Source organism: Niallia sp. (genome assembly GCF_031978665.1).
Classification (GTDB): domain Bacteria; phylum Bacillota; class Bacilli; order Bacillales; family Cytobacillaceae; genus Niallia.
The window spans coordinates 22,164-45,350 of the sequence record NZ_DALZDK010000004.1 but is presented as its reverse complement, the minus strand read 5'-3'; the positions used below and the strand labels follow the sequence as shown (position 1 = coordinate 45,350).

Sequence of the window (23,187 nt, the reverse complement as noted above, 5' to 3'; positions counted from 1 at the left end):
GGAGGAAATTATGAAAAATCATTGGATAGAATATTTAGCAGGAATTATTACAGTGAAAGCAACGGGCAAAGGATTGGAACGCTTTTTAAATAAGTTATTAAAAAATGATATTTCTGTCTGGAACGTAAAAAAACACGGACCGCATGCTGTAACCTTTCAAATTAGTTTGAAAAATATCCACTATCTTCGTCATTTAGTTAGAGGCAGCGGAATAAAAATAGAGTTTCAGCGCAGAGCTGGAGCTCCATTTCTATATAAAAGATTGTGGAAGAATAGCGGTTTCGTGATTGGTTTATTCCTTTTTTTAGGACTAGTTCTTACTTTATCAAATATGGTTTGGGGAATAGAGATTAAAGGTGCGAATCCAGCGACAGAATATAAGATCCGTAAGCAATTAGACAAGATGGATATCAAAATTGGTGAATTCCAATTTTTCACAAAGGAATTAGATGAAATACAGGCAGAATTAACAAATAATATTGATGAAATCACGTGGATTGGCGTGGAGCTAAAAGGGACAACTTATCATTTTCAGGTTGTCGAGAAAAATGAACCAAAGAAGAAGAAAGAAGTTGGTCCGCAAAACTTAGTTGCTACTAAAAAAGCAACAATCGTCTCTGATTTTGTTGAATCTGGTACGAAGAGATATACAATTAATGAAGTAGTAAGAAAAGGACAATTATTAGTTTCTGGAGCAATAGGAAAGGAAGATAATGCAAAAAGTGTTTCTGCTAAAGGGAAAGTATGGGGAGAAGTATGGTATACAACAGAAGTGACAGTTCCTTTGGAAACTACTTTTCAAGTATTTAATGGAGAAGAAAAACAAAAATTTTATTTGAACCTTGGCAAGTGGGATATACCGGTATGGGGATTTGGTAAAATAGAATATAAGCAATTTGAGAAAGAAGAAAACAAGACCAATATCAAGTTTTTTAAATGGGAGTTACCGATTAAGATTGTCAACAAGACATACCGAGAAAAGGAAATTGTGACAAGAGGTTATAGTGCGAAGGAAGCTGAAAAAAAGGGGAAAGAGGATGCGAGAAAGGACATTCTGAAACGAATTGGTGAAGATGGAAAAATAAAGGAAGAAAAAATTTTACAACGAGATATAAAGAATGGTAAAGTAAAATTAAATATAGCTTTTACAACAATAGAAAACATTGCGAAAGCACAACCTCTAACTCAAGGAGATACAGAATGACAGAAGATTTAAAAACGATGAATGTAAAATTGAAAGATCCAAACGAAGCTATTGCTTTACTTGGTAATGGAGATAGCAATCTGCAAGTGCTTGAAAAAGAATTAGATTGTAACATCGTAACGAGAGGAGAAACGCTGCTTGTTTCTTCTGAAAGTCCTGATTCAATAGAGCTTGTTGGAGATATTGTTGATAAACTTTTACAAGTCATCCGAAAGGGTGTTTCCATTAGTCAACGAGATGTGATTTATGCAATCTCTTTGGCAAAGAAAGGGACACTTGAATACTTCGGGTCACTATACGATGAAGAAATAGCGAAAACGATTAAAGGGAAATCAATTAGAGTAAAAACGATCGGGCAAAGTGAGTATATACGATCCATTAAACGAAATGATTTAGTCTTTGGAATTGGTCCTGCTGGTACTGGGAAGACGTATTTAGCAGTTGTGATGGCAGTAAATGCGTTAAAAAGCGGCAAAGTAAACAGAATTATTTTAACAAGACCTGCTGTTGAGGCGGGCGAAAGTTTAGGTTTTCTGCCAGGGGACTTGAAAGAAAAAGTGGATCCGTATTTACGCCCATTATATGATGCGTTACATGATGTTCTGGGGATGGAGCATACTACGCGTTTGATTGAAAGAAATACGATTGAAGTAGCGCCACTCGCTTATATGCGAGGGAGAACATTAGATGATGCTTTTGTAATATTGGATGAAGCGCAAAATACGACTCATGCACAAATGAAAATGTTTCTAACAAGACTTGGATTCGGTTCCAAAATGGTGATAACGGGTGATAAAACACAAATCGATTTGCCGAAAGGCGTCAAATCTGGTTTAGTTGTTGCGGAACAGATTCTGCAAAATGTTAATGGAATCGGCTTTGTGCATTTGGAAGAAAGTGATGTTGTTAGGCATCCGTTAGTTGGCAAAATTATCAATGCATATGGTAAGCAGGATGTGTGAAATGAAAATGGACAATATCTTAAGTAATTAATGCTTAAGGGTATTGTCCTTTTTTATATTTGATAGGTTTAAAGAAACGTGAAATATTTCGAAAAAGGGTGAAAACAATCGAAAAAACTGTTATCATTTTACATATCATGTGATTTTTGTTTTATCAAAAGTGGCTTTGCTTATCTAGCAAAACAGGGAAGGTAAGCCTTTAATCAGTTTCAGGGGGAGATTAGATTAAGGGTGAAGAAATAGGTTCATGATGGGTAAGGATTAAATTAACCTATTTTTAACGATAGGAGGTCAATATGAGCGTTTGGCAGAGAATTATAAATAACTTAATAAAATGGATGAATATCACCTTTTTTAAAATTACTCTCTTTGTCCTAATTGGTGTCATTTTATTCTTTACGCTCTATGGAAACGTAAAGCCAGAAAAATTAAATGTACAGCTTTTTTCTGTAGCAGATCAAACGATTCGTTCCCCGATAACGGTGGAAGATAAGGAAAGTACAGAGCAAAAGAAAGAAGAAGCGAAAAACCAAGTACAGGATGTATATGTTGTTAATAAAGAAATTGCGCAAAACCGTGTTGATTTAATATCATCTATATTTGATTCTGTAACAGAAGTAAATAATGAAGTAGAGAAAGAACTGGAAGAAAAACGAAAAAAAGCCGAAGAGGATAAAAAGGATATAGAGTCAATAAAGGAGCCCTCTGTTGATGAGAAGCTCGAGTTGTTAAAAGGAAAGTTAACAAATGAAGTGACGAACGAAATTATGGATCGATCGTTAAAATCCCTTATCCCTTATTCAGAAGATCAATTAGAAATAGCAAAAGATATTACGGTTACTGCAATACATACAGTTATGAATGGAAAGATTCCTTCAGATGAGGTAGAAAATGCCAAAAAAAGAGTGGAGGATATATTAAAAGTTAATGATGGTTTAACATCAGATTTAAAAAGTGCAAGCATCGATTTAGGAAGATTTGCTATTATTCAAAATGAGTTTTACGACCCGACTGCAACTGAAGAGATGCGGCAGCAAGCGGTGGATAGCGTGGAGCCGATAAGAGTGCTTCAAGGCCAAGTGTTAGTAGAAGAGGGCCAACTAATCAGCCGAGAGATTCACAGACAGCTGGAGCTTGTTGGATTGTTAGATAGCGATAATTCGATTCAACCATTTATCGGTTTAGCGATAATTATATTGGCGATACTTTCTGTATTATATTTTTATACATTCAAAAGAACTGCAAAGGAGAAAAATATTCAGTTCTATTTAATGTTCTTTCTAATATTTAGTGTCACCATTGTACTAATGAAAACGATAAGTATGTTTCAGCAGTTTGAATATACAGAGATCGGCTATATTTTTCCAGCTGCAATGGCAGTTATGCTGATAAAGATTTTAATGGAAGAAAAATCCGCTATTTTTGTGACAATTATTCTTGCGATATGTGGAATGATTATGTTTAATGAAGGGGTTGCAGGAACTTTTAATGTTGGAATGGGGATATATATTATCGCCAGTGGTTTAGCAGGGATACTCTTTTTAAACAAAAGGAATCAGCGAACCAATATCCTATATGCAGGGTTCTTTATTTCTTTCATCAATATTGTTACGATATTAGCGTTATTGTATTTGCAAAATGGTCATTACGGTGCAAAGGAATATGGTGTATTTATTCTGTTGGCAATAATCTCAGGAATAAGCTCCGCTGTTTTAACGATTGGATTTCTTCCTTTCTTGGAAACAGGATTCGGCGTTCTTTCTACAATTAAGTTAATTGAGTTATCAAACCCGAATCATCCACTCTTACGTAAGATCTTAACAGAGGCACCTGGAACCTATCACCACAGTGTTATGGTAGCGAATTTAGCTGAATCTGCATGTGAAGCGATTGGAGCTAATGGGTTACTCGCGAGAGTTGGTTGTTATTATCATGATATTGGCAAAACGAAAAGACCGCATTTCTTTATTGAAAATCAAATGAATATGGGGAATCCCCATGACCGTATTCCTCCTCAGGCAAGTAAAAATATTATTATTGCCCATGCAATAGATGGTGCGGAATTGTTAAGAAAATATAAGTTGCCGAAAGAAATAGTGGATATTGCTGAACAACATCATGGAACCTCGCTATTAAAATATTTTTATTTTAAGGCAAAAGAAAAGGGGGGCGAGGTCAATGAAAATGATTACCGCTACCCTGGTCCAAAGGCGCAGACAAGAGAAGTAGCCATTATTGGGATTGCTGATAGTGTGGAAGCTGCTGTTAGAAGTTTAAATGCTCCAACAACGGATCAAATCGATTCTTTAATAAAAAATATTATCTCTGATCGTTTGCAAGATGGACAATTGGACGAATGTGATTTAACATTAAAGGAATTAGAAATTGTTCGAAATACATTAAGTGAAACCTTAAAAGGGATTTTTCATTCGCGAATCGAATATCCTGAAATGAAAAAGTAAAGGAAGTAGAGTATGAATTTAGAAATTGATTTTATTGATGAAACGGAAAAAGTAAAGGAAAGTGAAATAACAAAAATTCATGACCTTCTTCAATTTGCAGCGACAAAACAAAATCTGCAAGGCGAAATTGAGTTATCTATTACTTTTGTTCACAATGACCAAATTCAAGAAATAAATAAGGAATATAGAGAAAAGGATCAACCGACAGATGTTATATCATTTGCTCTTGAGGAACTGGGAGAAGGGGAGATTCAGTTAGTTGGTGAAGGTCTTCCTAGAATGCTAGGGGATATTGTCATTTCCATTGACAAAGCGGAGGAACAGGCAAAAGAATATGGCCATTCTTATATGCGAGAGCTTGGATTTTTATCAGTTCATGGATTTTTGCATTTGCTAGGGTATGACCATATGACAAATGAAGAAGAAGAAGTGATGTTTACTCTTCAAAAGGATATTTTAGATGAGTTCGGATTACAAAGATAAAAGAATTCGAAAGAACAGTCAATTATCCTCCTTTCGCTTAGCTATATTAGGAATACTAACGGCTATTAAACAAGAAAGAAATGTAAAGATTCATTTAGTTATTTCCATTCTTGTTATTGTATTAGGCATTTTAAACAATCTTTCTAAATACGAATGGATGTTTATTGCATTTTGCATTGGCCTAGTAATTTGTTTGGAGCTAGTAAATACAGCAATTGAACGTGTAGTCGATCTTGTTACTGGTGAATATCATCCTTTGGCAAAAGAGGCAAAGGATATTGCTGCAGGCGCTGTTTTTGTAGCAGCGATTCTTTCAGTTGTAATTGGTGGAATCATCTTTATCCCGAAAATAATGGAAGCTATAATTGGCGGATAAATAAAAGGAATAGATGGTAAGGGCTATCTGATAAAAATTTAGGCATTCTAAGCAAAAGGTTTGATTTTGCGCTTGTGTCTAGTTTTTAATAGGTAGCCTTTTTGTTGTTTAATCTTTTACAATGCATATCTTGAATCTAGTTAAGTTAAAAATATAGTCAATTATTTTTTAAACATTAGAAGTAAAACAACAAACTAAAAGATAAACTACTGACTTCTGCCTCTTTATTGTACATTGAAATTAGTATATAATTTTAAGACAGTACATAGTAAATAGGTTTATCGTTACTAAAGTTTGAAAACGATGATTTTTTTCTTTAAAATAATTCGCAAGGAAAGAACATTGCTAACTAAAAAGGGATAACCAATGTAAGAATATTATTTTAAGATAAAGCTTGTTGAAAGTATGCTAGACCAGTACCTTTTCAACATCTATTTATATTCCCATATGTAATCTGCAAAATAAATGAAACTTAGCTTAAAGAAAAGAGGGATATTATGAAAAAGGAACTTCTAATCGAAGAAGCAAAGCTCGCTCGTGAAAAAGCATATGTACCTTATTCAAAATTTAAGGTAGGTGCAGCTCTTCTTTCAGAAAATGGAACCGTTTATCATGGTTGTAATATTGAAAACGCAGCTTACAGCGTAACTAATTGTGCAGAAAGAACTGCATTGTTTAAAGCTGTTTCAGAAGGTGATACTATCTTCAAGAAACTTGTTGTCATTGCCGATACAGAGGGACCTGTTAGCCCTTGTGGAGCATGCAGACAAGTAATTTCCGAATTATGTCCAAAAGATATGGAAGTAGTATTGACGAATTTAAAAGGTGATGTCCAAATTTTAACTGTAGCAGAATTATTGCCAGGAGCATTTTCATCGGAGGCTTTACATGAACATAAATAATCAATCAGAGCATAAATCAGGATTTATATCTATTATCGGAAGACCCAATGTTGGGAAATCAACCTTTTTGAATCGTGTAATCGGTCAAAAAATTGCCATTATGAGTGACAAGCCACAAACGACTAGAAATAAAGTTCAAGGTGTATTAACGACAGATGACGCACAGCTTATTTTTATTGATACACCTGGAATTCACAAACCTAAGCATCGACTTGGTGACTTTATGATGAAGGTAGCTCAAAATACGCTGAAAGAAGTGGATTTAATTCTTTTCATGGTAAATGCAGAAGAAGGTTTTGGTAAAGGAGAAGAATTTATCCTTGAGAAATTCCAAACAGTCAAAACACCAATATTTTTAGTGATTAATAAAATTGATACGATACATCCAGATCAATTATTTTCAATCATTGAATCTTATAAAGAAAAGTATCCCTTTAAAGAGATTATTCCTATCTCCGCTTTAGAAGGAAATAATGTAGAAACATTGTTAACACAAATTAAGAAGTATTTGCCTGAAGGTCCACAGTATTATCCAGCAGATCAAGTAACGGACCATCCAGAACGCTTTATTGTTACGGAGTTAATAAGAGAAAAGGCATTGCATCTTACGAGAGAGGAAATTCCTCATTCCTTAGCAGTAGTAATGGATAAAATGGAGAAGAAATCTAACGATGTAATTCATGTGATGGCAACGATTATCGTAGAACGGGATTCACAAAAAGGGATTATTATCGGTAAACAAGGCGGTATGCTAAAGGAAATTGGAAAAAGAGCAAGAACGGATATCGAAAATCTTCTCGGAAATAAGGTTTATTTAGAGTTATGGGTAAAAGTCCAAAAAGATTGGCGTAACAAAATGACCCAATTACGTGATTTTGGGTTTAGGGAAGACGAATATTAATATCCTGTATATCCTGTTTGGGTTAAAAAGCAGGAATCATAGGTAATTAAAAATTATACATGCGATCAATTAACAATATTTTCGTCTCATGATTTTATAAAGACAGGCTATGATAAGATTAAGGTTGTAAACAGCTAGTTAAAAATCGAAAGGTGGGGTTTTACATGTTAGACTTTACCTGGAAAGTTTTTTCCCAAACAGGTAACATTGATACTTATCTACTCTTTAAAGAATTAGAAAAGGCTAATCATGAAATACCAGGAATACAAGAGGAGGAACTAGCAGAACTTGATTATCCCATCTCATAGCATGGTCCTTATTGAAGGGATGGTGAATGATGATGATGGAAAAATGTGAAGGTATCGTAATAAAATCAATTAACTATGGTGAAGCCAATAAAATAGTAACCCTCTATACGAGGGAATGGGGAAAGGTTGGGGTAATGGCAAGAGGTGCAAAAAAGCCAAGCAGCAGACTTTCTGCTGTTACCCAACCTTTTGTCTATGGGAATTTTCTTGTACAGCGTAGCAGTGGTTTAGGTCTTCTGCAGCAGGGTGATATTATTTCTAGTATGCGAACCTTAAAAGAGGATATATTTCTTACTGCCTACGCTAGTTATATAGTAGAGCTTACTGATAAATGTACAGATGAAAAAAAGCCTAACCCGTATCATTTTGAATTATTATTTCAAACTTTGAACTATATGAATGAAGAATATGATCCAGAAATATTAGTAAATATTTATGAGTTGAAAATGCTAAATAGCTTAGGGTTGTATCCAATATTAGATCGTTGTGTCTTTTGCGGCGCAACCGAAGGTCATTTTTCCTTTTCTATACGTGAAGGAGGATTAATCTGTCATCAATGCTTGGAAAAGGATCCTTACCATCATAAAATTTCACAGCCAACTGTAAAGCTTCTGCGGGTTTTTTATTTTATGGATATTTCCCGACTAGGCAGTATTTCTGTCAAAGATTCAACTAAGAAAGAGCTTAGTATGATAATTGATGCATATTACGAAGAGTATTCCGGCTTGTATCTGAAATCGAAAAAATTTATTCAATCGATGAAGAATTTAGGAGATGCTTTTACATAAGAGATCAAACACCTTGCTAATAGCAAACGTTTTCTCTTGAAAATAGGTTTTAGCAAGGTTGACAACTAATTTTTTTTTCGTTATTATTCATGTAAATAAGAGTGTTGTGTTGAAAAGAAAGTAGTACTTAAATTTCCTCATGAAAAGCGAGCTTGGGATAGTGAAAGCCAGGTGCATGAGCATTAAGGAAGGCGTTCTTGGAGCAACTAACGTATGAAGGTGGCTGTATTTTACAGCAAATAGGGTGGAACCGCGGGTTAACTCTCGTCCCTATGTCAATTATTTGGCATAGGGACGAGAGTTTTTTGCGTTCAAAAAAGAGAATGTATATAGATTCGATATATAAGTTTCTATGCTAAATATACGATTTATCAATTTCGGAGGTGTATTTAAGGCAATGAATATTCAAAACATGATTTTAACATTGCAGAAACATTGGTCTGATTATGGCTGTATTTTAATGCAGGCATATGATGTAGAAAAAGGGGCGGGAACGATGAGTCCCTACACTTTTTTAAGAGCGATTGGTCCTGAGCCTTGGAATGTGGCTTATGTAGAGCCGTCCAGAAGACCTGCTGATGGTAGATATGGGGAAAATCCAAACCGTTTATATCAGCATCATCAATTCCAAGTAATTATGAAGCCATCACCAGATAACATTCAAGAGCTATACTTAGATTCTTTAAAAGCACTAGGGATTAATCCACTGGAGCATGATATTCGTTTTGTGGAGGATAACTGGGAGAATCCATCTCTTGGCTGTGCCGGTCTTGGATGGGAAGTATGGCTTGATGGAATGGAAATTACGCAATTTACTTATTTTCAACAAGTTGGTGGCATTGAATGTAAACCAGTATCTGTTGAAATAACATACGGAATTGAACGTTTAGCATCCTATATTCAGGATAAGGAAAATGTTTTTGATTTAGAGTGGACAGATGGGTTTACAATTAAAGATATTTTTTATCAACCAGAATTTGAACATAGTAAATATACATTTGAAACGTCAGATACAGATATGTTGTTTAACCTATTTACGATTTATGAAAAAGAAGCACATAGACAAATGGACGAAGGTCTAGTACATCCTGCCTATGACTATGTATTAAAATGCTCACATGTTTTCAACTTACTGGACGCAAAAGGGGCTATCTCTGTTACAGAACGAACAGGATACATTGGAAGATGCCGAAACTTAGCGCGTAAAGTTGCGAAAACTTTCTATGAAGAAAGAGAAAAATTAGGTTTCCCAATTTTAAAAAGCAAGGAGGGAGAAGGTCATGAATAAAAGAGACTTATTATTGGAAATCGGTTTAGAAGAAATGCCAGCACGCTTCATCCCTGCTAGTATAAAGGCACTGAAGGAGAAAATGGAGGCGTGGCTAAGCGAGAAGCAATTAGGCTATTCCTCTGTTCAAGCCTTTTCTTCTCCTCGTAGATTAGCGCTTGTTGTTGCTGGATTAGATGTATCTCAACAAGATATGGAAGAAGAAGCAAAGGGTCCTGCAAAACGAATTGCGCAAAACGAAGCTGGAGAATGGTCTAAGGCAGCTGCTGGTTTTACAAGAGGACAAGGTTTAACGGTAGAGGATATATATTTTAAAGAAATTAATGGTGTTGAGTACGCGCACGTTAAAAAGTTTATTAAAGGGCAACAAACAAGTGAGCTGTTGCCAGAATTAAAAGAATTAATTTTAAGCTTAACCTTTCCCAAAAATATGCGTTGGGCAAATAATGATTTACGCTATATACGTCCAATTAAATGGCTTATCGCATTATTTGGAGAGGAAGTTATACCTTTCTCTATCACAAATGTAGAAACATCAAATAAATCGCTTGGTCATCGTTTCCTCGGTGGAGAAATTGTCTTCAACAATCCGTCAGATTATGAGAAAAACATGTTGGCTCAGTACGTGATGGTTAATGCTGTTGAACGTAAAGCGGCTATTGTGTCTCAAATTAAAAAACTAGAGGAAGAAAACAATTGGATGATTCCAATCGATGAGGATTTATTAGATGAAGTTACTAACCTAGTTGAATATCCAACTGCGTTATATGGTACCTTTGAAGAGTCATTTTTAGAATTGCCGACAGAAGTTTTAATAACTAGCATGAAAGAACATCAACGCTATTTTCCAGTGAAATCACAGGAAGGAAAGCTGTTACCATACTTTGTCACTGTACGTAATGGTGATCATTTGCACTTAGATAAGGTTGCAAAAGGAAATGAGAAAGTTCTTAGAGCAAGACTTGCTGATGCAGCATTCTTCTATAAAGAAGACCAGAAATTAGTAATTGACGATCTTCTTAAAAAGCTAGAGACGATTGTTTATCATGAAGAAATTGGTACTTTAGCGGAAAAAGTAGCTCGAGTACGAGTGATTGCAGCCAAATTATCTGAAAAACTGCAGCTAACTGAAGAAGTAAAGCAGGATGTTGACAGAGCAGCGCAAATTGCGAAGTTCGACCTAGTTACAAATATGGTTTATGAATTCCCGGAATTGCAAGGCTTAATGGGAGAACGCTATGCTTTGCAAAAAGGAGAGAAAAAGGCAGTAGCAACTGCTATTAATGAACATTATATGCCACGCCATGCGGAGGACGAAACAGCTCCAAGTAACGTCGGAGCAGTCCTTGCACTTGCTGAAAAACTAGATACGATTGTCTCATTCTTTAGTATTGGAATGGTTCCAACAGGATCACAAGACCCTTATGCCCTAAGAAGACAGGCAACAGGAATTGTACAGACACTAATGGATAAAAATTGGAGTATTTCAATTGAGGAATTAGTAGAACTTACGATTGAAGCAATGCCTAATACGTCAAAAGTAGCTGGTCAAGAGCTAGTTGAATCCGTTCTTTCCTTCTTTAAATTACGTGTGAAGCATATTTTACAAGAACAAGGCATCCGATATGATATGATAGATGCGGTATTAGCAGAAAAAATTGGCGGAGCTGCAAATGTGTTAAGAAAGGCTAAAGTATTAGAGCTCCGCAAAGAGGATGAGAATTTTAAAGAAGGAATCGAAGCGTTAAGCCGTATTATCAATATTTCTAATAAGGCAACAACGATTTCTTCGGTTGATCCAAGTTTATTTGAAAATAAATTTGAAAGTGAATTATACGATCGTTTTGCTACTGTTAAAGATAAAATTAATACAGAGATAAGTGAAGAAGAATATTTCGAGTTATTATTCTCATTAAAAGATGCAATTTCGGCATACTTTGATCATACAATGGTTATGGCTGATGATGAAAAGATTAAAGAAAATCGTTTAAATCTGATGGTAGAAATAGCTGCGTATATTAAAGGATTTGCGAGTGTAAACGAAATAATTGTGAAGTAATTGTAATTAATAAATGGTTTAAAGAGAGCTAGGCAGGGGGGCCCCTACCTAGTTTCGTTTTGTAAGAATTAATAGGTGTAATGATAAGAAGGAACAAACCTTTTAAATTTGTAGGTGCAAAAAAAGATAACTTTCGATTCTTTTTCTTTTGATTCCGCTTATTTCGTATATAATAGTTAGTAGATATCGTTACCTAAATGAAGGTGGTGAATAGGAAATCGAACTGAATAAACGCCAAGAAAAAATAATTGAAATAGTAAAAGAAAATGGTCCAATTACAGGTGAGCATATTGCAGATAAATTAAATTTGACAAGGGCTACCCTTCGACCAGATTTAGCAATATTAACAATGGCCGGCTTTTTAGATGCAAGACCTCGTGTTGGATATTTCTATACTGGGAAAAGCTCGGAAAGGCTAGTAATAGATAATATTCGCAATATATTGGTGAAAGATTATTATTCACATCCAGTTGTGGTTCATGAAAATTCCTCTGTTTATGATGCAATCGTAATTATGTTTACAGAAGATGTTGGAACCATTTTTGTTGTGGATGAAGATTCCACATTAACAGGAGTTGTTTCCCGCAAAGATTTGCTACGAGCAAGTATTGGTAAACAAGAGCTAAATTCTTTGCCGGTAGCAATTATTATGACTAGGATGCCAAATGTCACTTATTGTTTTAAAGAAGAAATATTGGTGGATGTTGGCTGCAAATTAATGGACCGAGAAATTGATGCACTCCCAGTCGTCGAAAAAACGGAAAATGGTCTTCTTGTGATAGGTAGGGTTTCGAAAACAAATATTACTAGAGCGTTTGTAGACTTATCTAACAATCGTGAGGAAATTGTGGAGGAACAAAATGACTGAAAGACAAATTATCTATGTTGTATCTGATTCGGTTGGTGAAACAGCTGAACTTGTAACAAAAGCAGCAATCAGCCAATTTTCCGGACATAATGTAAATGTATTAATTAAAAGATTTCCATTTGTAGAGGATAAATCAAATATTCATGAAGTAGTAATGCAAGCAAAAGTAGAAAATGGAATGATCGCCTATACACTTGTCAAACCAGAAATTCGGAATTATATGAGTGAGCTGGCAAGACAAGAAGGCGTATATGCATGCGATATAATTGGTCCAATAATTGACCAATTTCAAGTGCTATGGGGAAAAACCCCTTTATATGAACCAGGGCTTGTTCGAAAATTAGATGAAGACTATTTTAAAAAAGTCGAAGCAATAGAATTTGCTGTAAAATATGATGATGGTAGGGATCCGAGGGGGCTAGAAAAGGCAGATATTATATTAATTGGTGTTTCTCGAACCTCTAAAACACCTCTTTCTCAATTTTTGGCGCATAAAAGAGTTAAAGTAGCAAATGTCCCCATTGTACCTGAGGTAGATCCGCCAAAAGAATTATTTGAGATACCAGCAAGCAAATGCTTTGGATTAAAAATAAGTCCGTCAAAATTAAATAATATTAGAAAAGAACGTCTCATTTCTTTAGGATTAAGTGACCAGGCGAGCTATGCGCAAATTGAAAGAATAAAAGAAGAGCTAACCTATTTTGACGATATAGTTAATCGTCTCGGTTGTCCAGTTATCGATGTTACGAATAAAGCAGTGGAAGAAACTGCAAATATTATTCATAATCTGTATTATCGATCGAAATATAATACAAATAACTAGAAATATATTTAGAAGTTTACAGTGGGTAAGACTTGGTTCTTCGTTTGTAGAATCAAGTTTTTAATTGTAAAAAAACTATTGTGGTGGGTATTGCTATTTGAATAAGGTCTTACTCGCAAAGATTTTTTTATTACATATCTTTTTTTGTTCACATTTTTTTGGTTCTAGTATGGCATAAAAGGAATAATTATAGATAAAAAAAGGTGGAATTTCAAGCGGATTTGTACTATAATAAAAAATTGTGATAAAAAAGTATCATAATTTAGGTTTAGACTTGGCTTATTACGAATAAACTATTTATTGTGAGAAGTCAAGGAAAGGAATAAAAAAATTTTCGACATTACTTCTTTCGTGAAAAAATTATCTAGGAAGAAGGAATATGTGGAGTGATGTAGAATTAATAGTACATTAGGAAAACATATGATATATGTTGATGCTGATTCCTGTCCTGTAAAAGAAGATATTGTCGAAATAGCTTCTTATTATCATTATGAATTGCTATTTGTTGCATCCTATGCACATATGAAAAGGGATAATGATGAGCAGCAGTGGAAGTATGTGGATAGCGATAAAGAAGCTGTGGATTTATTTATTATGAATGCTACCAAGAAACAGGATATTGTCGTAACTCAAGATATAGGCTTGGCCTCCACGTTATTGTTAAAGCAAGTTTCTGTCCTTTCACCAAGGGGAGTAATTTATGAAGAAGAAAGTATAAATACTGCACTAGATATGCGATATTTATCTGCTAAAGCAAGACGAAAAGGGGTATATGGTAAAGGGCCAAAACCTTATACAGAAGAGGATCGACAAAAATTTAGAAGAAACTTTAAAAGGATTTTGTCGAAAAATGAAGGAGAATCGATTGGATACGTCGAATAATTCTTTAAAGTAGGCAATATGTAGGGAGATGTGTTAGATAATGGTGGCGCGCATTCCTGAAGAAAAACTCAATGAAATTAAACAGGCTACTGATATTGTTGAAATCATTGGAGAACATGTTTCCCTTACAAGACAAGGGCGCAATTTTATCGGTCTTTGTCCATTTCACGGCGAAAAAACACCATCTTTTACTGTATCGCCAGATAAACAAATATTCCATTGCTTCGGCTGTCATGCAGGTGGTAATGTATTTACTTTTCTTATGGACTTAGAAGGTTCTTCTTTTGTTGAAGTTGCTTCTAACCTTGCGGACAGAGCAAGTATAGACTTAGGAATAGAAGTCGCTGAACTGGAAAAAAAACCAGCAATTCCAGATGATTTACAGCAGATGATTGATGCACATGATTTATTATCTAAATTCTACCATCATTTGCTCGTAAATACAAAGGATGGTCAGCACGCTTTAGAATATTTGTCTAATAGGGGCTTTACTTTACCTATCATTGAAAAGTTCCAAATTGGTTATACGCTTAATTCTTGGGATTTAGCTGTGAAGTTTTTAGGGAAACGTAAATTTGATGTTTCACTATTAGAAAAAGCTGGTTTGATTGTAAAAAGTGAAAGGGATGAAAAATATTTTGATCGTTTTCGTGATCGAATAATATTCCCTATCTATGATCGAAATGGTAACACAATTGCGTTTTCTGGACGTGCATTAGGGGACAATAATCCCAAATATCTCAACAGTCCAGAAACACCAATTTTTAATAAAAGCAATACACTTTACAATTTTCATAAAGCAAGGCCTATAATACGAAAGCTACAACATACTGTTCTTTTTGAAGGATTTGCAGATGTAATAGCTGCTACAAGAGCAGGAGTTGAAAATAGTGTGGCGACAATGGGTACGTCCTTAACGGAGGAGCATATCGCAATTCTAAAAAGAAACGCACGAAATATAACAGTTTGTTATGATTCTGATTCAGCTGGGATAGAAGCAGCATTTCGTGCAGGGCAGCTTCTTACAAAGGCTAATTGTGTTGTAAAAGTAGTAATGTTACCAGACGGAATGGACCCAGATGATTATGTGAATAAATTTGGGGAAGATAAATTGCAACAAGAAATTCTTCATGGAAGCATTCCTTTCATGGGGTTTAAAATGCTCTACTATCGAAGAGGGAAAAACCTTCAAAATGAAGGAGATAAACTCGCCTATATCGAAGAAGTAATAGGAGAAATTGCTAAACTTGAGAAGGCAGTAGAAAAAGACCTCTATTTAAGGCAATTGGCGGATGAATTTTCGCTCTCTTTAGAGGCATTAAAGCAGCAAGAGATGCAGATGGATCAATTAGTTCCAAATGATTATGCTGTTGAAAAAAGTGTTGTTCCTGTTAAACAATATACAGTGAAAAAACGAGCAACCGGATTATTGCCAGCATATCATACTGCAGAAAAAAGACTGCTTGCACATATGTTTAAAAGTGAGGATATTGCCTACAAAGTGCAGACCTCATTACAGGGAAGAGCATTTAATATTGATGAACATCAAGCAATTTTTACTTATCTTCTTGCTTATTATGAAAAGGGCTTAGGCAACGATACAAGTTCATTCATGAATTTTATTGACGATCCTGACTTACAACGGATCGTAGCCGAAATCGAAATGATGGAAGTGAATGAAGAGGTAAGTGAATTAGAAATTAATGACTATATGAAACAGGTCATTAATTATGAGAAATTGCTTGAAATAAAAGAAAAGAAACAAATGCTGAAAGAAGCAGAACGTCAAAATGACTATATAAAAGCTGCTCAAATAGGCATGGAAGTCCTTTTATTAGAAAAAACGTTAAAATAGGTATATCATTGTCTTGATTTTTTGGAAGGAGGGGGACATATGGCTGAAAAGTCTGCCCGTTCAAAAGAGATTGAAACGGAACTAACCCTTGATCAGGTAAAGGAACAATTAACAGAAGTAGGTAAAAAAACTGGGGTACTCGCATATGATGATATTGCTGAAAAATTATCCAGTTTTGAATTAGATTCTCACCAAATGGATGAGTTTTACGAATTTTTAGGTGATCAGGGAGTCGAATTAATCGGTGATGGGGAAGAAGAAGCACCGAATGTCCAAGAACTTGCTAAAGGGGAGGAAGAATTCGATTTAAATGACTTAAGTGTTCCTCCTGGTGTAAAAATAAATGATCCAGTTCGTATGTATTTGAAAGAAATCGGAAGAGTTGATTTACTTTCTGCAGAAGAAGAAATTAATCTAGCAAAGCGTATATTACAAGGCGACGAAGAAGCAAAACGCCGTCTAGCAGAAGCAAACTTGCGCTTGGTTGTAAGTATTGCGAAACGCTATGTTGGACGTGGGATGCAATTTCTTGATTTAATTCAAGAAGGAAACATGGGCTTAATCAAAGCGGTAGAAAAATTTGATTATGAAAAAGGATTTAAATTTAGTACGTACGCAACATGGTGGATTCGTCAAGCAATCACACGTGCGATTGCCGATCAGGCGCGAACTATTCGTATCCCTGTTCATATGGTTGAAACCATTAATAAATTAATCCGTGTGCAGCGACAATTACTACAAGATCTTGGCCGCGAACCAACTCCTGAAGAAATTGGAGAGGACATGGATTTATCACCAGATAAAGTAAGAGAGATATTAAAAATTGCACAAGAGCCTGTTTCGTTAGAAACACCGATTGGTGAAGAAGATGATTCTCATTTAGGCGATTTTATAGAGGACCAAGATGCTACTTCTCCTTCAGAGCATGCTGCGTATGAATTGCTTAAAGAGCAATTGGAAGACGTATTAGATACGCTAACAGATAGAGAAGAAAATGTTTTACGTTTACGTTTTGGACTTGACGATGGACGTACGCGTACACTTGAGGAAGTTGGGAAAGTGTTTGGTGTAACACGTGAGCGAATTCGTCAAATTGAAGCGAAAGCATTAAGAAAGTTAAGACATCCTAGCAGAAGCAAACGATTGAAAGATTTCTTAGAATAATTTACCTACGCTTTAAGCAATCTTCAATATGATCCATAAAGAAATAGTTTACTTCCTGTATGAAGTGGCTATTTCTTTTTTTTAAGGTTAGAAAAATATATTTTACTTGGTTAATTATTTAACTACAAGGAAGTGATGCTTTAACATGCAAGATCAGAGAAAAATGATTATTGTAAAGGAAATTGCTTATTGGAAAGAAAACAAAATGCTTCCAGAACATTATTGTGATTATTTACTTACATTGTATACAGAAGGTAATGGTGTGGAAGAAAGCAAAGAAAAGAAAAAAAGCAAAGGTTTACTCGTCTTTCCGCTATTGTTTTTTTCTTTCATTCCAATAACTATATTTTTATTATATTTTACTGAATTGTCTTTCATTTTGCAAATGGCTATTTCACTAATTTTTCTGATTTTTTGTTTTATCGGGATTTTTTTGTATAATAAAAATCAGTTAAATGTAGATATACCAGCTACTGTTGCTGCAATTATCTTTCTTCTAGGTAGTGTAGCTTTTGTTTTGGAGTTTTTTTCTAACAAAATAATATTTTTATATATCATTTTATTCCTTAACTGTTTATTTTGGTATTTATGTGGTAAAAGGTATAAATTATTATACTTTACGCTTTCTGCTTTTATTGGCACTTTTTTATTACTAATACTTGTTGTATCAAAGTATATGCTTTAACTAGAATTTGAAATGTGGTGTAAATAATGAATACAGATAAATTATCTAAACGATTAGAGACCGTAGCAAAATACATACCTAAAAACGCAAAATTTGCAGATATTGGTTCTGATCACGCCTACTTGCCATGCTATATGGTGAAAAAAAGCGATGTTCGTTTTGCGATTGCAGGAGAAGTGGTTGAAGGGCCATTCCAATCAGCTGTAAAACAAGTGAAACAAGAAGGTTTTACGTCAAAGATATCTGTAAGAAAAGGAAATGGCTTAGAAGTAATTGAACCTAATGAAGTGGATTGCATTACGATTGCAGGTATGGGTGGGACATTAATTGCGACAATACTAGAAAATGGTAAGGCTAAACTAGGAGCTGTTCAAAGACTTATCTTGCAACCGAATATTAGTGCATCGTCAATTCGGGAGTGGTTGTTAACAAATGGATGGACTTTAATCGCGGAGGAAATATTGGAAGAGGATGGAAAAATATATGAGGTGTTAGTTGCTGAAAAAGGTAATCCTTATTCTTTATATAAAGCCAATAAAGAGAGCGCCTTATTATTTGGACCATTTTTAATGAGAGAAAAAAATACAGCTTTCGTTAAAAAATGGACGATTGAGAAAAAGAACTGGCAAAGAATACTTACACAGTTAGAATCTGCTCCAGAATCAGTAGAAAATTCTCTAAAGCGTAAGGAACTGCAAGGAAAGATTAAATTAGTGGATGAGGTGATTAAAAATGAAGAATATTAATGGCTACGAAATAATATCTTTGTTTGAACAATTCTCCCCTAAGGCATATGCAATGGAAGACGATAAAATAGGATTGCAGGTCGGTGATTTAAGAAGACCTGTAAACCGCGTTATGATAGCATTGGACGTTCTTGATGAGGTAGTTGAAGAAGCAATCTCACAAAAAGTGGACTTAATTATTGCCCATCACCCACCAATATTTCGTTCTCTTTCCAAAATAACGATAGATAATCCTTCTGGAAAATTAATGCATAAATTAATTAAGCATGATATTTCAGTATATGCTGCACATACAAATCTCGATGTAGCAAAAGGAGGGGTAAATGACCTTTTAAGTGATGCTCTGGGATTAAAGGATACTGAAGTTTTAGTACCAACCTATGAAGATAAATTGAAGAAATTAGTCGTTTATGTACCTAAAGAACATGTTGAACAAGTGAAAAAAGCAATTGGCGATGCAGGCGCTGGAGCGATAGGAAACTATAGTCATTGTGTTTTTTCAACAGAGGGAATCGGTGAATTTCAACCGTTAGAGGGAGCAGATCCATACATTGGGCATGTAAATAAATTAGAGCAAGTAGAAGAAGTGAAAATAGAATCAGTTTATCTAGCTTCCAAAGAAAAGAAAATAGTAAAAGCAATGTTAAAAACACACCCTTATGAAGAGGTTGCGTATGATATCTATGATTTACAAATAAAAGGGGAACAATTAGGCTTAGGCCGAGTTGGTAAAGTAGAAGAGACGACCTTACTAGAATTCGCTAATCATGTCAAAAAGGCACTTGAAGTGGACGGGGTACGGGTTGTAGGAAATTTAGATGCAAAGGTCAAAAAAGTTGCAGTATTAGGTGGAGATGGTAATAAGTATTATTCCCATGCTTTAATGAAAGGGGCAGATGTCTATATTACAGGAGATATGTATTATCATGTTGCCCATGATGCACAAGCGGTGGGGTTAAATATTATTGACCCTGGACACAATGTAGAAAAAGTGATGAAAACCGGCGTAGCAAAGGTTTTAAAGAAAATGTGTGATGATAAAGGCTATGATGTGGAGATTTTCCCTTCAGCAATTCATACGGATCCGTTTACTTTTATTTAATGAAAATATTATTGAGCAGACTGACTTTTTTCTATTAAAGTTTGTCTGCTTTTTTGGGGTTTTTAAGAGCTAGGGATGAATGCGATAAGTTGGAGGAAGAGGGAGAAAAGTGGCGTTCATGGGAGTGATGAACATTACAAGTAGAGGGTGAATTGGAAAAAGTAGCGTTCATCAAGTGAATGAAAACCAAAAGTAGAAGGGAATTCGAAAAAAGTAGCGTTCATCAAGGCCAATGAAAAAGCAATCAAAAGATAATTAGGCAACAAAAAAACGAAGATTCATCATCCTCCAAATATCCCCAAAAAAAAATAAACAAAACGCTCACTCCAGAAGTGAACGCTTGTTTTAATGTTATTTTACCTTAACTTTAGGTAAGATTTTATTTAATGGAACTTTTTTTTCAAATTGCCATGTGTTTTCATCTGTTGGATCATATTGATCTAGAAAGTTAATAACCTCTTTTGTGATAGGAGTTGGTGTCGATGCACCTGCTGTTACTGCAACACTGTTTGCATCTTTCAGCCATTCGAGCTTAAGCTCAGAAATATCTGATATACGGTAAGCGGTTGTATGGGCAATTTCTTCAGAAACCTGTGCTAAACGATTCGAGTTATTGCTTTTTGGATCCCCTACAACAATTAAAACGTCAGCTTCTCCAGCTTGTTTAGCAACGGCTTCTTGTCTTACTTGTGTAGCTAAGCAAATTTCTTTATGAAATTCGGCACTTGGGAATTTTTTCTTAATGCTTTCCATTAAATCAGCAACATCCCATTGACTCATCGTTGTTTGGTTTGTAACGAGAATTTTTTCCTGATTAATTTCTAGATTATTGAGGTCTTCTAGGGTTTCTACTAATGATACTGCATGTGGAGCAACACCAACAGCTCCTTCAGGTTCAGGGTGGCCTTTTTTCCCTATATAAATAACATAATAGCCTTCTTTTTCTTTTTCTCTAATTAGATCATGGGTCTTTGTTACATCTGGACAGGTTGCATCCAGTGTTACTAAACCTTTTTCTTCTGCTATTTTACGAACCTCTGGTGATACACCATGAGCAGTGAAGATTACCGTTCCAGAATGTACTTTTTCTAATATTTCTTTTCTGTTTTGTCCATCCAATGTGATTATGCCTTCTTCTTCAAATGCATCTGTAACATGTTTATTATGAACAATCATTCCAAGAATATAGATGGGACGAGGTAGTGTTTTATCTAAAGCAGCATTTCTAGCAATTACCATGGCATCAACAACACCGTAGCAATAGCCTCTTGGCGCAATTTTTATGACTTTCATTCTCCGATTCCTCCTGCACGATACTTCTATATAACAATATATTAAGTAATAGGTACGATTATTTCCTTCAAATAATATAACATGTCTATTATATATAACATAGGAGCGGTTTACAAAGTATATGTGTCTGGAAAAAGAAGTTCTAAAAAATAATCAAAAAAACTGACCACACAAAGCAAAGCCAATTAAGATTTATTCGTTTAAAATAGGCTTTGTTGTTTCATAGGTATCGAGCCTATTAGAAATGAAGCAATCTAATGGTTGTTGCTTGTTAGGTCAGTTATATTTATACGTATAATTTTGGTTTCGGAGCACCTGTAGGCTTTTCAGAATCCATTTCAAAATCATCTTCAATTGCTTTTGGTTGTTTCTTTTTAGTTGCTGCTTTACTTGTTTTTTCACTTTTGACTGGAACTGTTGTTTCTTCTGTAACTGCTGCTTCTTCCGTTTCTGGAGTGGAGCTCTTTAACCCTCTGTAAAGCTTCCACATAGCAGGTATATTCTTTACCATTGGACCATATTGATTAATCATTGGTCCTAATTGACTGGCGGTATTAAGGAATTTTTGAGAATTTGCTAAAAATCCATTAATAGATGAAGGGTTGGTTAACGTTTTTAGCAACCCGCCACCTCCTGAGGCAGCACTTCTAGCTCCAGCATTAGCAGCACCACTTGCAGCGCTATTGCCTCCGCCAAAAATTTTGGATAATAGTCCGCCGCCACTTCCTCTTCCAGGTGTACCACCTCTACCCATTGCGCCTCCAGGAAGGTTAGTTGGACCTCTCATTCCTTGCATTCTACCGCCCATTGGTGGTCCTTGGAACGGTCCCCGTGGTCTTGGTGGCATCATATAGAGAACGCCTCCTTTCACTAATACTACTTTATAGAGTATGCAAAGTTTCACAATATGTTTAGGTTTTGAAAGAAATATTGGATAGTCTCGAACATAATGTTAGATGCTAGGAATAGTTAAAATATAAACACTTATGCTTTTTTAAGCGTATTGGAAAAAATAAAAAGGGCACTCGTTATAGCCTTTTAGGTAAATTTTTATTATAATTAAATGATGGACAAAAGAGCTATAGATAAATGCCAAATCTGTGCACATTCATTTATCTGGCTATTAAGGAGTTTTATTATATGAGTAATAATCAATTTAAACAATACGAGTTAAAACCATTTATTATAGATGCAATTGATGAATTAGGTTTTTACGATCCGACTGAAATTCAACAGAAAGTAATTCCTCTTGTATTAAAAGGGGAAAGTGCGATTGGTCAATCGCAAACTGGAACAGGTAAAACACATGCGTATGTTTTGCCCATTATTCAAAGAATAGTTGCAGAAAAGCAAGCAGTACAAGCTGTAATTACAGCACCTACAAGAGAATTAGCGAATCAAATCAATCAAGAAATTTTAAAAATAATTAAGCATTCAGAAAAGCCAATTACATCGCGCCTATTTATCGGAGGTACGGATAAGCAGCGTTCAATTGAAAAGTTAAAAACACAGCCGCAGATTGTGGTTGGTACTCCAGGGAGAATTAATGATCTTGTCAAAGAACAAGCATTATTTGTGCATACGGCGAAAATTCTTATCGTTGATGAGGCTGACCTAATGCTTGATATGGGCTTTATTGAAGATGTCGATCAAATTGCTGCGAAAATGCCTAAGGATTTAAGTATGTTTGTGTTCTCTGCAACTATTCCTGAGAAATTAAAGCCATTTTTAAAGAAATATTTAGAAAATCCAACATATATTCATATTGAGCCAAAACAGTTGACTGCAGCAAAAATAGAGCATGTTCTGATTCCTTCTAGACATCGTGATAAAATTACAACGGTATATGAAGCATTAGTAAGCTTTAACCCTTATCTTGCGATTGTATTTACAAATACAAAACAAATGTGTGATGAAGTTGCAAATGGTTTATCAAACAAAGGTCTAAAGGTTGCAAGATTACACGGTGGATTAACGCCTCGGGAACGTAAAAAAGTAATGAAACAAATACTTGATTTAGAATTTCAATACATTAT

General features: G+C 35.0%; 22 protein-coding genes. 20 read left to right on the top strand and 2 right to left on the bottom strand.

All coding sequences use genetic code 11. The annotated features are described in order from the left end of the window. Positions 1–10 precede the first annotated feature (10 nt). The 19 genes from yqfD to RTL21_RS03065 all read left to right on the top strand — a co-directional run bounded on the left by yqfD (position 11) and on the right by RTL21_RS03065 (position 19,858). Complete coding sequence (gene yqfD, locus RTL21_RS03155; protein ID WP_312093238.1) at positions 11–1,204, top strand: sporulation protein YqfD; 1,194 nt, start codon at positions 11–13, stop codon at positions 1,202–1,204. Beyond that, positions 1,201–2,166 (top strand): PhoH family protein, encoded by a 966-nt coding sequence (locus RTL21_RS03150; RefSeq protein ID WP_312093236.1) that lies wholly within the window; start codon positions 1,201–1,203, stop codon positions 2,164–2,166. Before yqfD ends, RTL21_RS03150 begins: the two co-directional genes overlap by 4 nt. A 296-nt stretch (positions 2,167–2,462) precedes the next feature. Further along, on the top strand, positions 2,463–4,628 hold the full coding sequence (locus RTL21_RS03145) for an HD family phosphohydrolase (RefSeq protein WP_312093234.1): 2,166 nt from the start codon (positions 2,463–2,465) through the stop codon (positions 4,626–4,628). A 12-nt stretch (positions 4,629–4,640) separates the two neighbouring features. Next, the gene (ybeY, locus tag RTL21_RS03140; RefSeq protein WP_312093232.1) at positions 4,641–5,111 is read left to right on the top strand and encodes an rRNA maturation RNase YbeY; all 471 of its coding nucleotides are present in this window, start codon (positions 4,641–4,643) and stop codon (positions 5,109–5,111) included. Then, positions 5,089–5,487, top strand: coding sequence for a diacylglycerol kinase family protein (locus tag RTL21_RS03135; RefSeq protein ID WP_312093230.1), 399 nt, complete (start codon positions 5,089–5,091; stop codon positions 5,485–5,487). Before ybeY ends, RTL21_RS03135 begins: the two co-directional genes overlap by 23 nt. 497 nt (positions 5,488–5,984) lie before the next feature. Then, complete coding sequence (cdd, locus tag RTL21_RS03130) at positions 5,985–6,389, top strand: cytidine deaminase (RefSeq protein WP_312093228.1); 405 nt, start codon at positions 5,985–5,987, stop codon at positions 6,387–6,389. Then, positions 6,376–7,290: a GTPase Era gene (gene era, locus RTL21_RS03125; RefSeq protein WP_312093226.1), complete on the top strand. Its 915-nt coding sequence runs from the start codon at positions 6,376–6,378 to the stop codon at positions 7,288–7,290. Before cdd ends, era begins: the two co-directional genes overlap by 14 nt. A gap of 164 nt (positions 7,291–7,454) precedes the next feature. After that, on the top strand, positions 7,455–7,598 hold the full coding sequence (locus tag RTL21_RS03120) for a YqzL family protein (RefSeq protein ID WP_312093225.1): 144 nt from the start codon (positions 7,455–7,457) through the stop codon (positions 7,596–7,598). A 32-nt stretch (positions 7,599–7,630) separates the two neighbouring features. Then, positions 7,631–8,386, top strand: a complete 756-nt coding sequence (gene recO / locus RTL21_RS03115) for a DNA repair protein RecO (protein WP_312093437.1) — start codon at positions 7,631–7,633, stop codon at positions 8,384–8,386. A gap of 397 nt (positions 8,387–8,783) precedes the next feature. Continuing rightward, a complete protein-coding gene (gene glyQ, locus RTL21_RS03110; protein ID WP_312093223.1) occupies positions 8,784–9,674 on the top strand; it encodes a glycine--tRNA ligase subunit alpha in 891 nt (296 codons plus the stop codon). Beyond that, complete coding sequence (glyS, locus tag RTL21_RS03105; protein WP_312093221.1) at positions 9,667–11,733, top strand: glycine--tRNA ligase subunit beta; 2,067 nt, start codon at positions 9,667–9,669, stop codon at positions 11,731–11,733. Before glyQ ends, glyS begins: the two co-directional genes overlap by 8 nt. A 217-nt stretch (positions 11,734–11,950) precedes the next feature. Further along, positions 11,951–12,601 carry a transcriptional regulator CcpN gene (gene ccpN, locus RTL21_RS03100; RefSeq protein WP_312093435.1) on the top strand — a complete coding sequence of 217 codons (651 nt, stop codon included), beginning with the start codon at positions 11,951–11,953 and terminating at the stop codon, positions 12,599–12,601. Beyond that, the gene (locus tag RTL21_RS03095; RefSeq protein ID WP_312093219.1) at positions 12,594–13,424 is read left to right on the top strand and encodes a pyruvate, water dikinase regulatory protein; all 831 of its coding nucleotides are present in this window, start codon (positions 12,594–12,596) and stop codon (positions 13,422–13,424) included. The genes ccpN and RTL21_RS03095 overlap by 8 nt, the downstream gene beginning before the upstream one ends. A 420-nt stretch (positions 13,425–13,844) precedes the next feature. Further along, the gene (locus RTL21_RS03090; protein WP_312093217.1) at positions 13,845–14,306 is read left to right on the top strand and encodes a YaiI/YqxD family protein; all 462 of its coding nucleotides are present in this window, start codon (positions 13,845–13,847) and stop codon (positions 14,304–14,306) included. Between the two features lie 40 nt (positions 14,307–14,346). Next, a complete protein-coding gene (dnaG, locus tag RTL21_RS03085) occupies positions 14,347–16,161 on the top strand; it encodes a DNA primase (RefSeq protein ID WP_312093215.1) in 1,815 nt (604 codons plus the stop codon). A 39-nt stretch (positions 16,162–16,200) separates the two neighbouring features. Beyond that, positions 16,201–17,325: an RNA polymerase sigma factor RpoD gene (gene rpoD / locus RTL21_RS03080; RefSeq protein WP_016202990.1), complete on the top strand. Its 1,125-nt coding sequence runs from the start codon at positions 16,201–16,203 to the stop codon at positions 17,323–17,325. A gap of 163 nt (positions 17,326–17,488) precedes the next feature. Continuing rightward, the gene (locus tag RTL21_RS03075) at positions 17,489–18,010 is read left to right on the top strand and encodes a hypothetical protein (protein WP_312093212.1); all 522 of its coding nucleotides are present in this window, start codon (positions 17,489–17,491) and stop codon (positions 18,008–18,010) included. A gap of 26 nt (positions 18,011–18,036) precedes the next feature. Continuing rightward, positions 18,037–18,756, top strand: a complete 720-nt coding sequence (locus RTL21_RS03070; RefSeq protein ID WP_312093210.1) for a tRNA (adenine(22)-N(1))-methyltransferase — start codon at positions 18,037–18,039, stop codon at positions 18,754–18,756. After that, a complete protein-coding gene (locus RTL21_RS03065; protein ID WP_312093208.1) occupies positions 18,743–19,858 on the top strand; it encodes a Nif3-like dinuclear metal center hexameric protein in 1,116 nt (371 codons plus the stop codon). The genes RTL21_RS03070 and RTL21_RS03065 overlap by 14 nt, the downstream gene beginning before the upstream one ends. A 351-nt stretch (positions 19,859–20,209) precedes the next feature. Here RTL21_RS03065 and RTL21_RS03060 read toward each other — a convergent pair whose 3' ends face one another. Together RTL21_RS03060 and vrrA are read right to left on the bottom strand one after the other, a co-directional pair. Beyond that, positions 20,210–21,151, bottom strand: a complete 942-nt coding sequence (locus RTL21_RS03060; protein ID WP_312093207.1) for a 4-hydroxy-3-methylbut-2-enyl diphosphate reductase — start codon at positions 21,149–21,151, stop codon at positions 20,210–20,212. Positions 21,152–21,437: 286 nt separating this feature from the next. After that, complete coding sequence (vrrA, locus tag RTL21_RS03055; RefSeq protein ID WP_312093206.1) at positions 21,438–22,001, bottom strand: VrrA/YqfQ family protein; 564 nt, start codon at positions 21,999–22,001, stop codon at positions 21,438–21,440. A gap of 290 nt (positions 22,002–22,291) precedes the next feature. Between vrrA and RTL21_RS03050 the strand changes: the two genes are divergently transcribed. Further along, positions 22,292–23,187 (top strand): DEAD/DEAH box helicase (locus RTL21_RS03050; protein ID WP_312093205.1); only part of this gene is annotated, 896 nt, incomplete at its 3' end.

Coding starts and splice junctions, on each gene's coding strand:
- era (WP_312093226.1), top strand. CDS start 6,376: ATGAACATAAATAATCAATCAGAGCATAAATCAGGATTTATATCTATT.
- rpoD (WP_016202990.1), top strand. CDS start 16,201: ATGGCTGAAAAGTCTGCCCGTTCAAAAGAGATTGAAACGGAACTAACC.
- RTL21_RS03090 (WP_312093217.1), top strand. CDS start 13,845: ATGATATATGTTGATGCTGATTCCTGTCCTGTAAAAGAAGATATTGTC.
- ybeY (WP_312093232.1), top strand. CDS start 4,641: ATGAATTTAGAAATTGATTTTATTGATGAAACGGAAAAAGTAAAGGAA.
- RTL21_RS03095 (WP_312093219.1), top strand. CDS start 12,594: ATGACTGAAAGACAAATTATCTATGTTGTATCTGATTCGGTTGGTGAA.
- RTL21_RS03135 (WP_312093230.1), top strand. CDS start 5,089: ATGAGTTCGGATTACAAAGATAAAAGAATTCGAAAGAACAGTCAATTA.
- RTL21_RS03060 (WP_312093207.1), bottom strand. CDS start 21,151: ATGAAAGTCATAAAAATTGCGCCAAGAGGCTATTGCTACGGTGTTGTT.
- yqfD (WP_312093238.1), top strand. CDS start 11: ATGAAAAATCATTGGATAGAATATTTAGCAGGAATTATTACAGTGAAA.
- RTL21_RS03145 (WP_312093234.1), top strand. CDS start 2,463: ATGAGCGTTTGGCAGAGAATTATAAATAACTTAATAAAATGGATGAAT.
- RTL21_RS03120 (WP_312093225.1), top strand. CDS start 7,455: ATGTTAGACTTTACCTGGAAAGTTTTTTCCCAAACAGGTAACATTGAT.
- glyS (WP_312093221.1), top strand. CDS start 9,667: ATGAATAAAAGAGACTTATTATTGGAAATCGGTTTAGAAGAAATGCCA.
- RTL21_RS03150 (WP_312093236.1), top strand. CDS start 1,201: ATGACAGAAGATTTAAAAACGATGAATGTAAAATTGAAAGATCCAAAC.
- RTL21_RS03065 (WP_312093208.1), top strand. CDS start 18,743: ATGAAGAATATTAATGGCTACGAAATAATATCTTTGTTTGAACAATTC.
- recO (WP_312093437.1), top strand. CDS start 7,631: ATGATGGAAAAATGTGAAGGTATCGTAATAAAATCAATTAACTATGGT.
- cdd (WP_312093228.1), top strand. CDS start 5,985: ATGAAAAAGGAACTTCTAATCGAAGAAGCAAAGCTCGCTCGTGAAAAA.
- vrrA (WP_312093206.1), bottom strand. CDS start 22,001: ATGATGCCACCAAGACCACGGGGACCGTTCCAAGGACCACCAATGGGC.
- glyQ (WP_312093223.1), top strand. CDS start 8,784: ATGAATATTCAAAACATGATTTTAACATTGCAGAAACATTGGTCTGAT.
- RTL21_RS03075 (WP_312093212.1), top strand. CDS start 17,489: ATGATTATTGTAAAGGAAATTGCTTATTGGAAAGAAAACAAAATGCTT.
- dnaG (WP_312093215.1), top strand. CDS start 14,347: ATGGTGGCGCGCATTCCTGAAGAAAAACTCAATGAAATTAAACAGGCT.
- RTL21_RS03070 (WP_312093210.1), top strand. CDS start 18,037: ATGAATACAGATAAATTATCTAAACGATTAGAGACCGTAGCAAAATAC.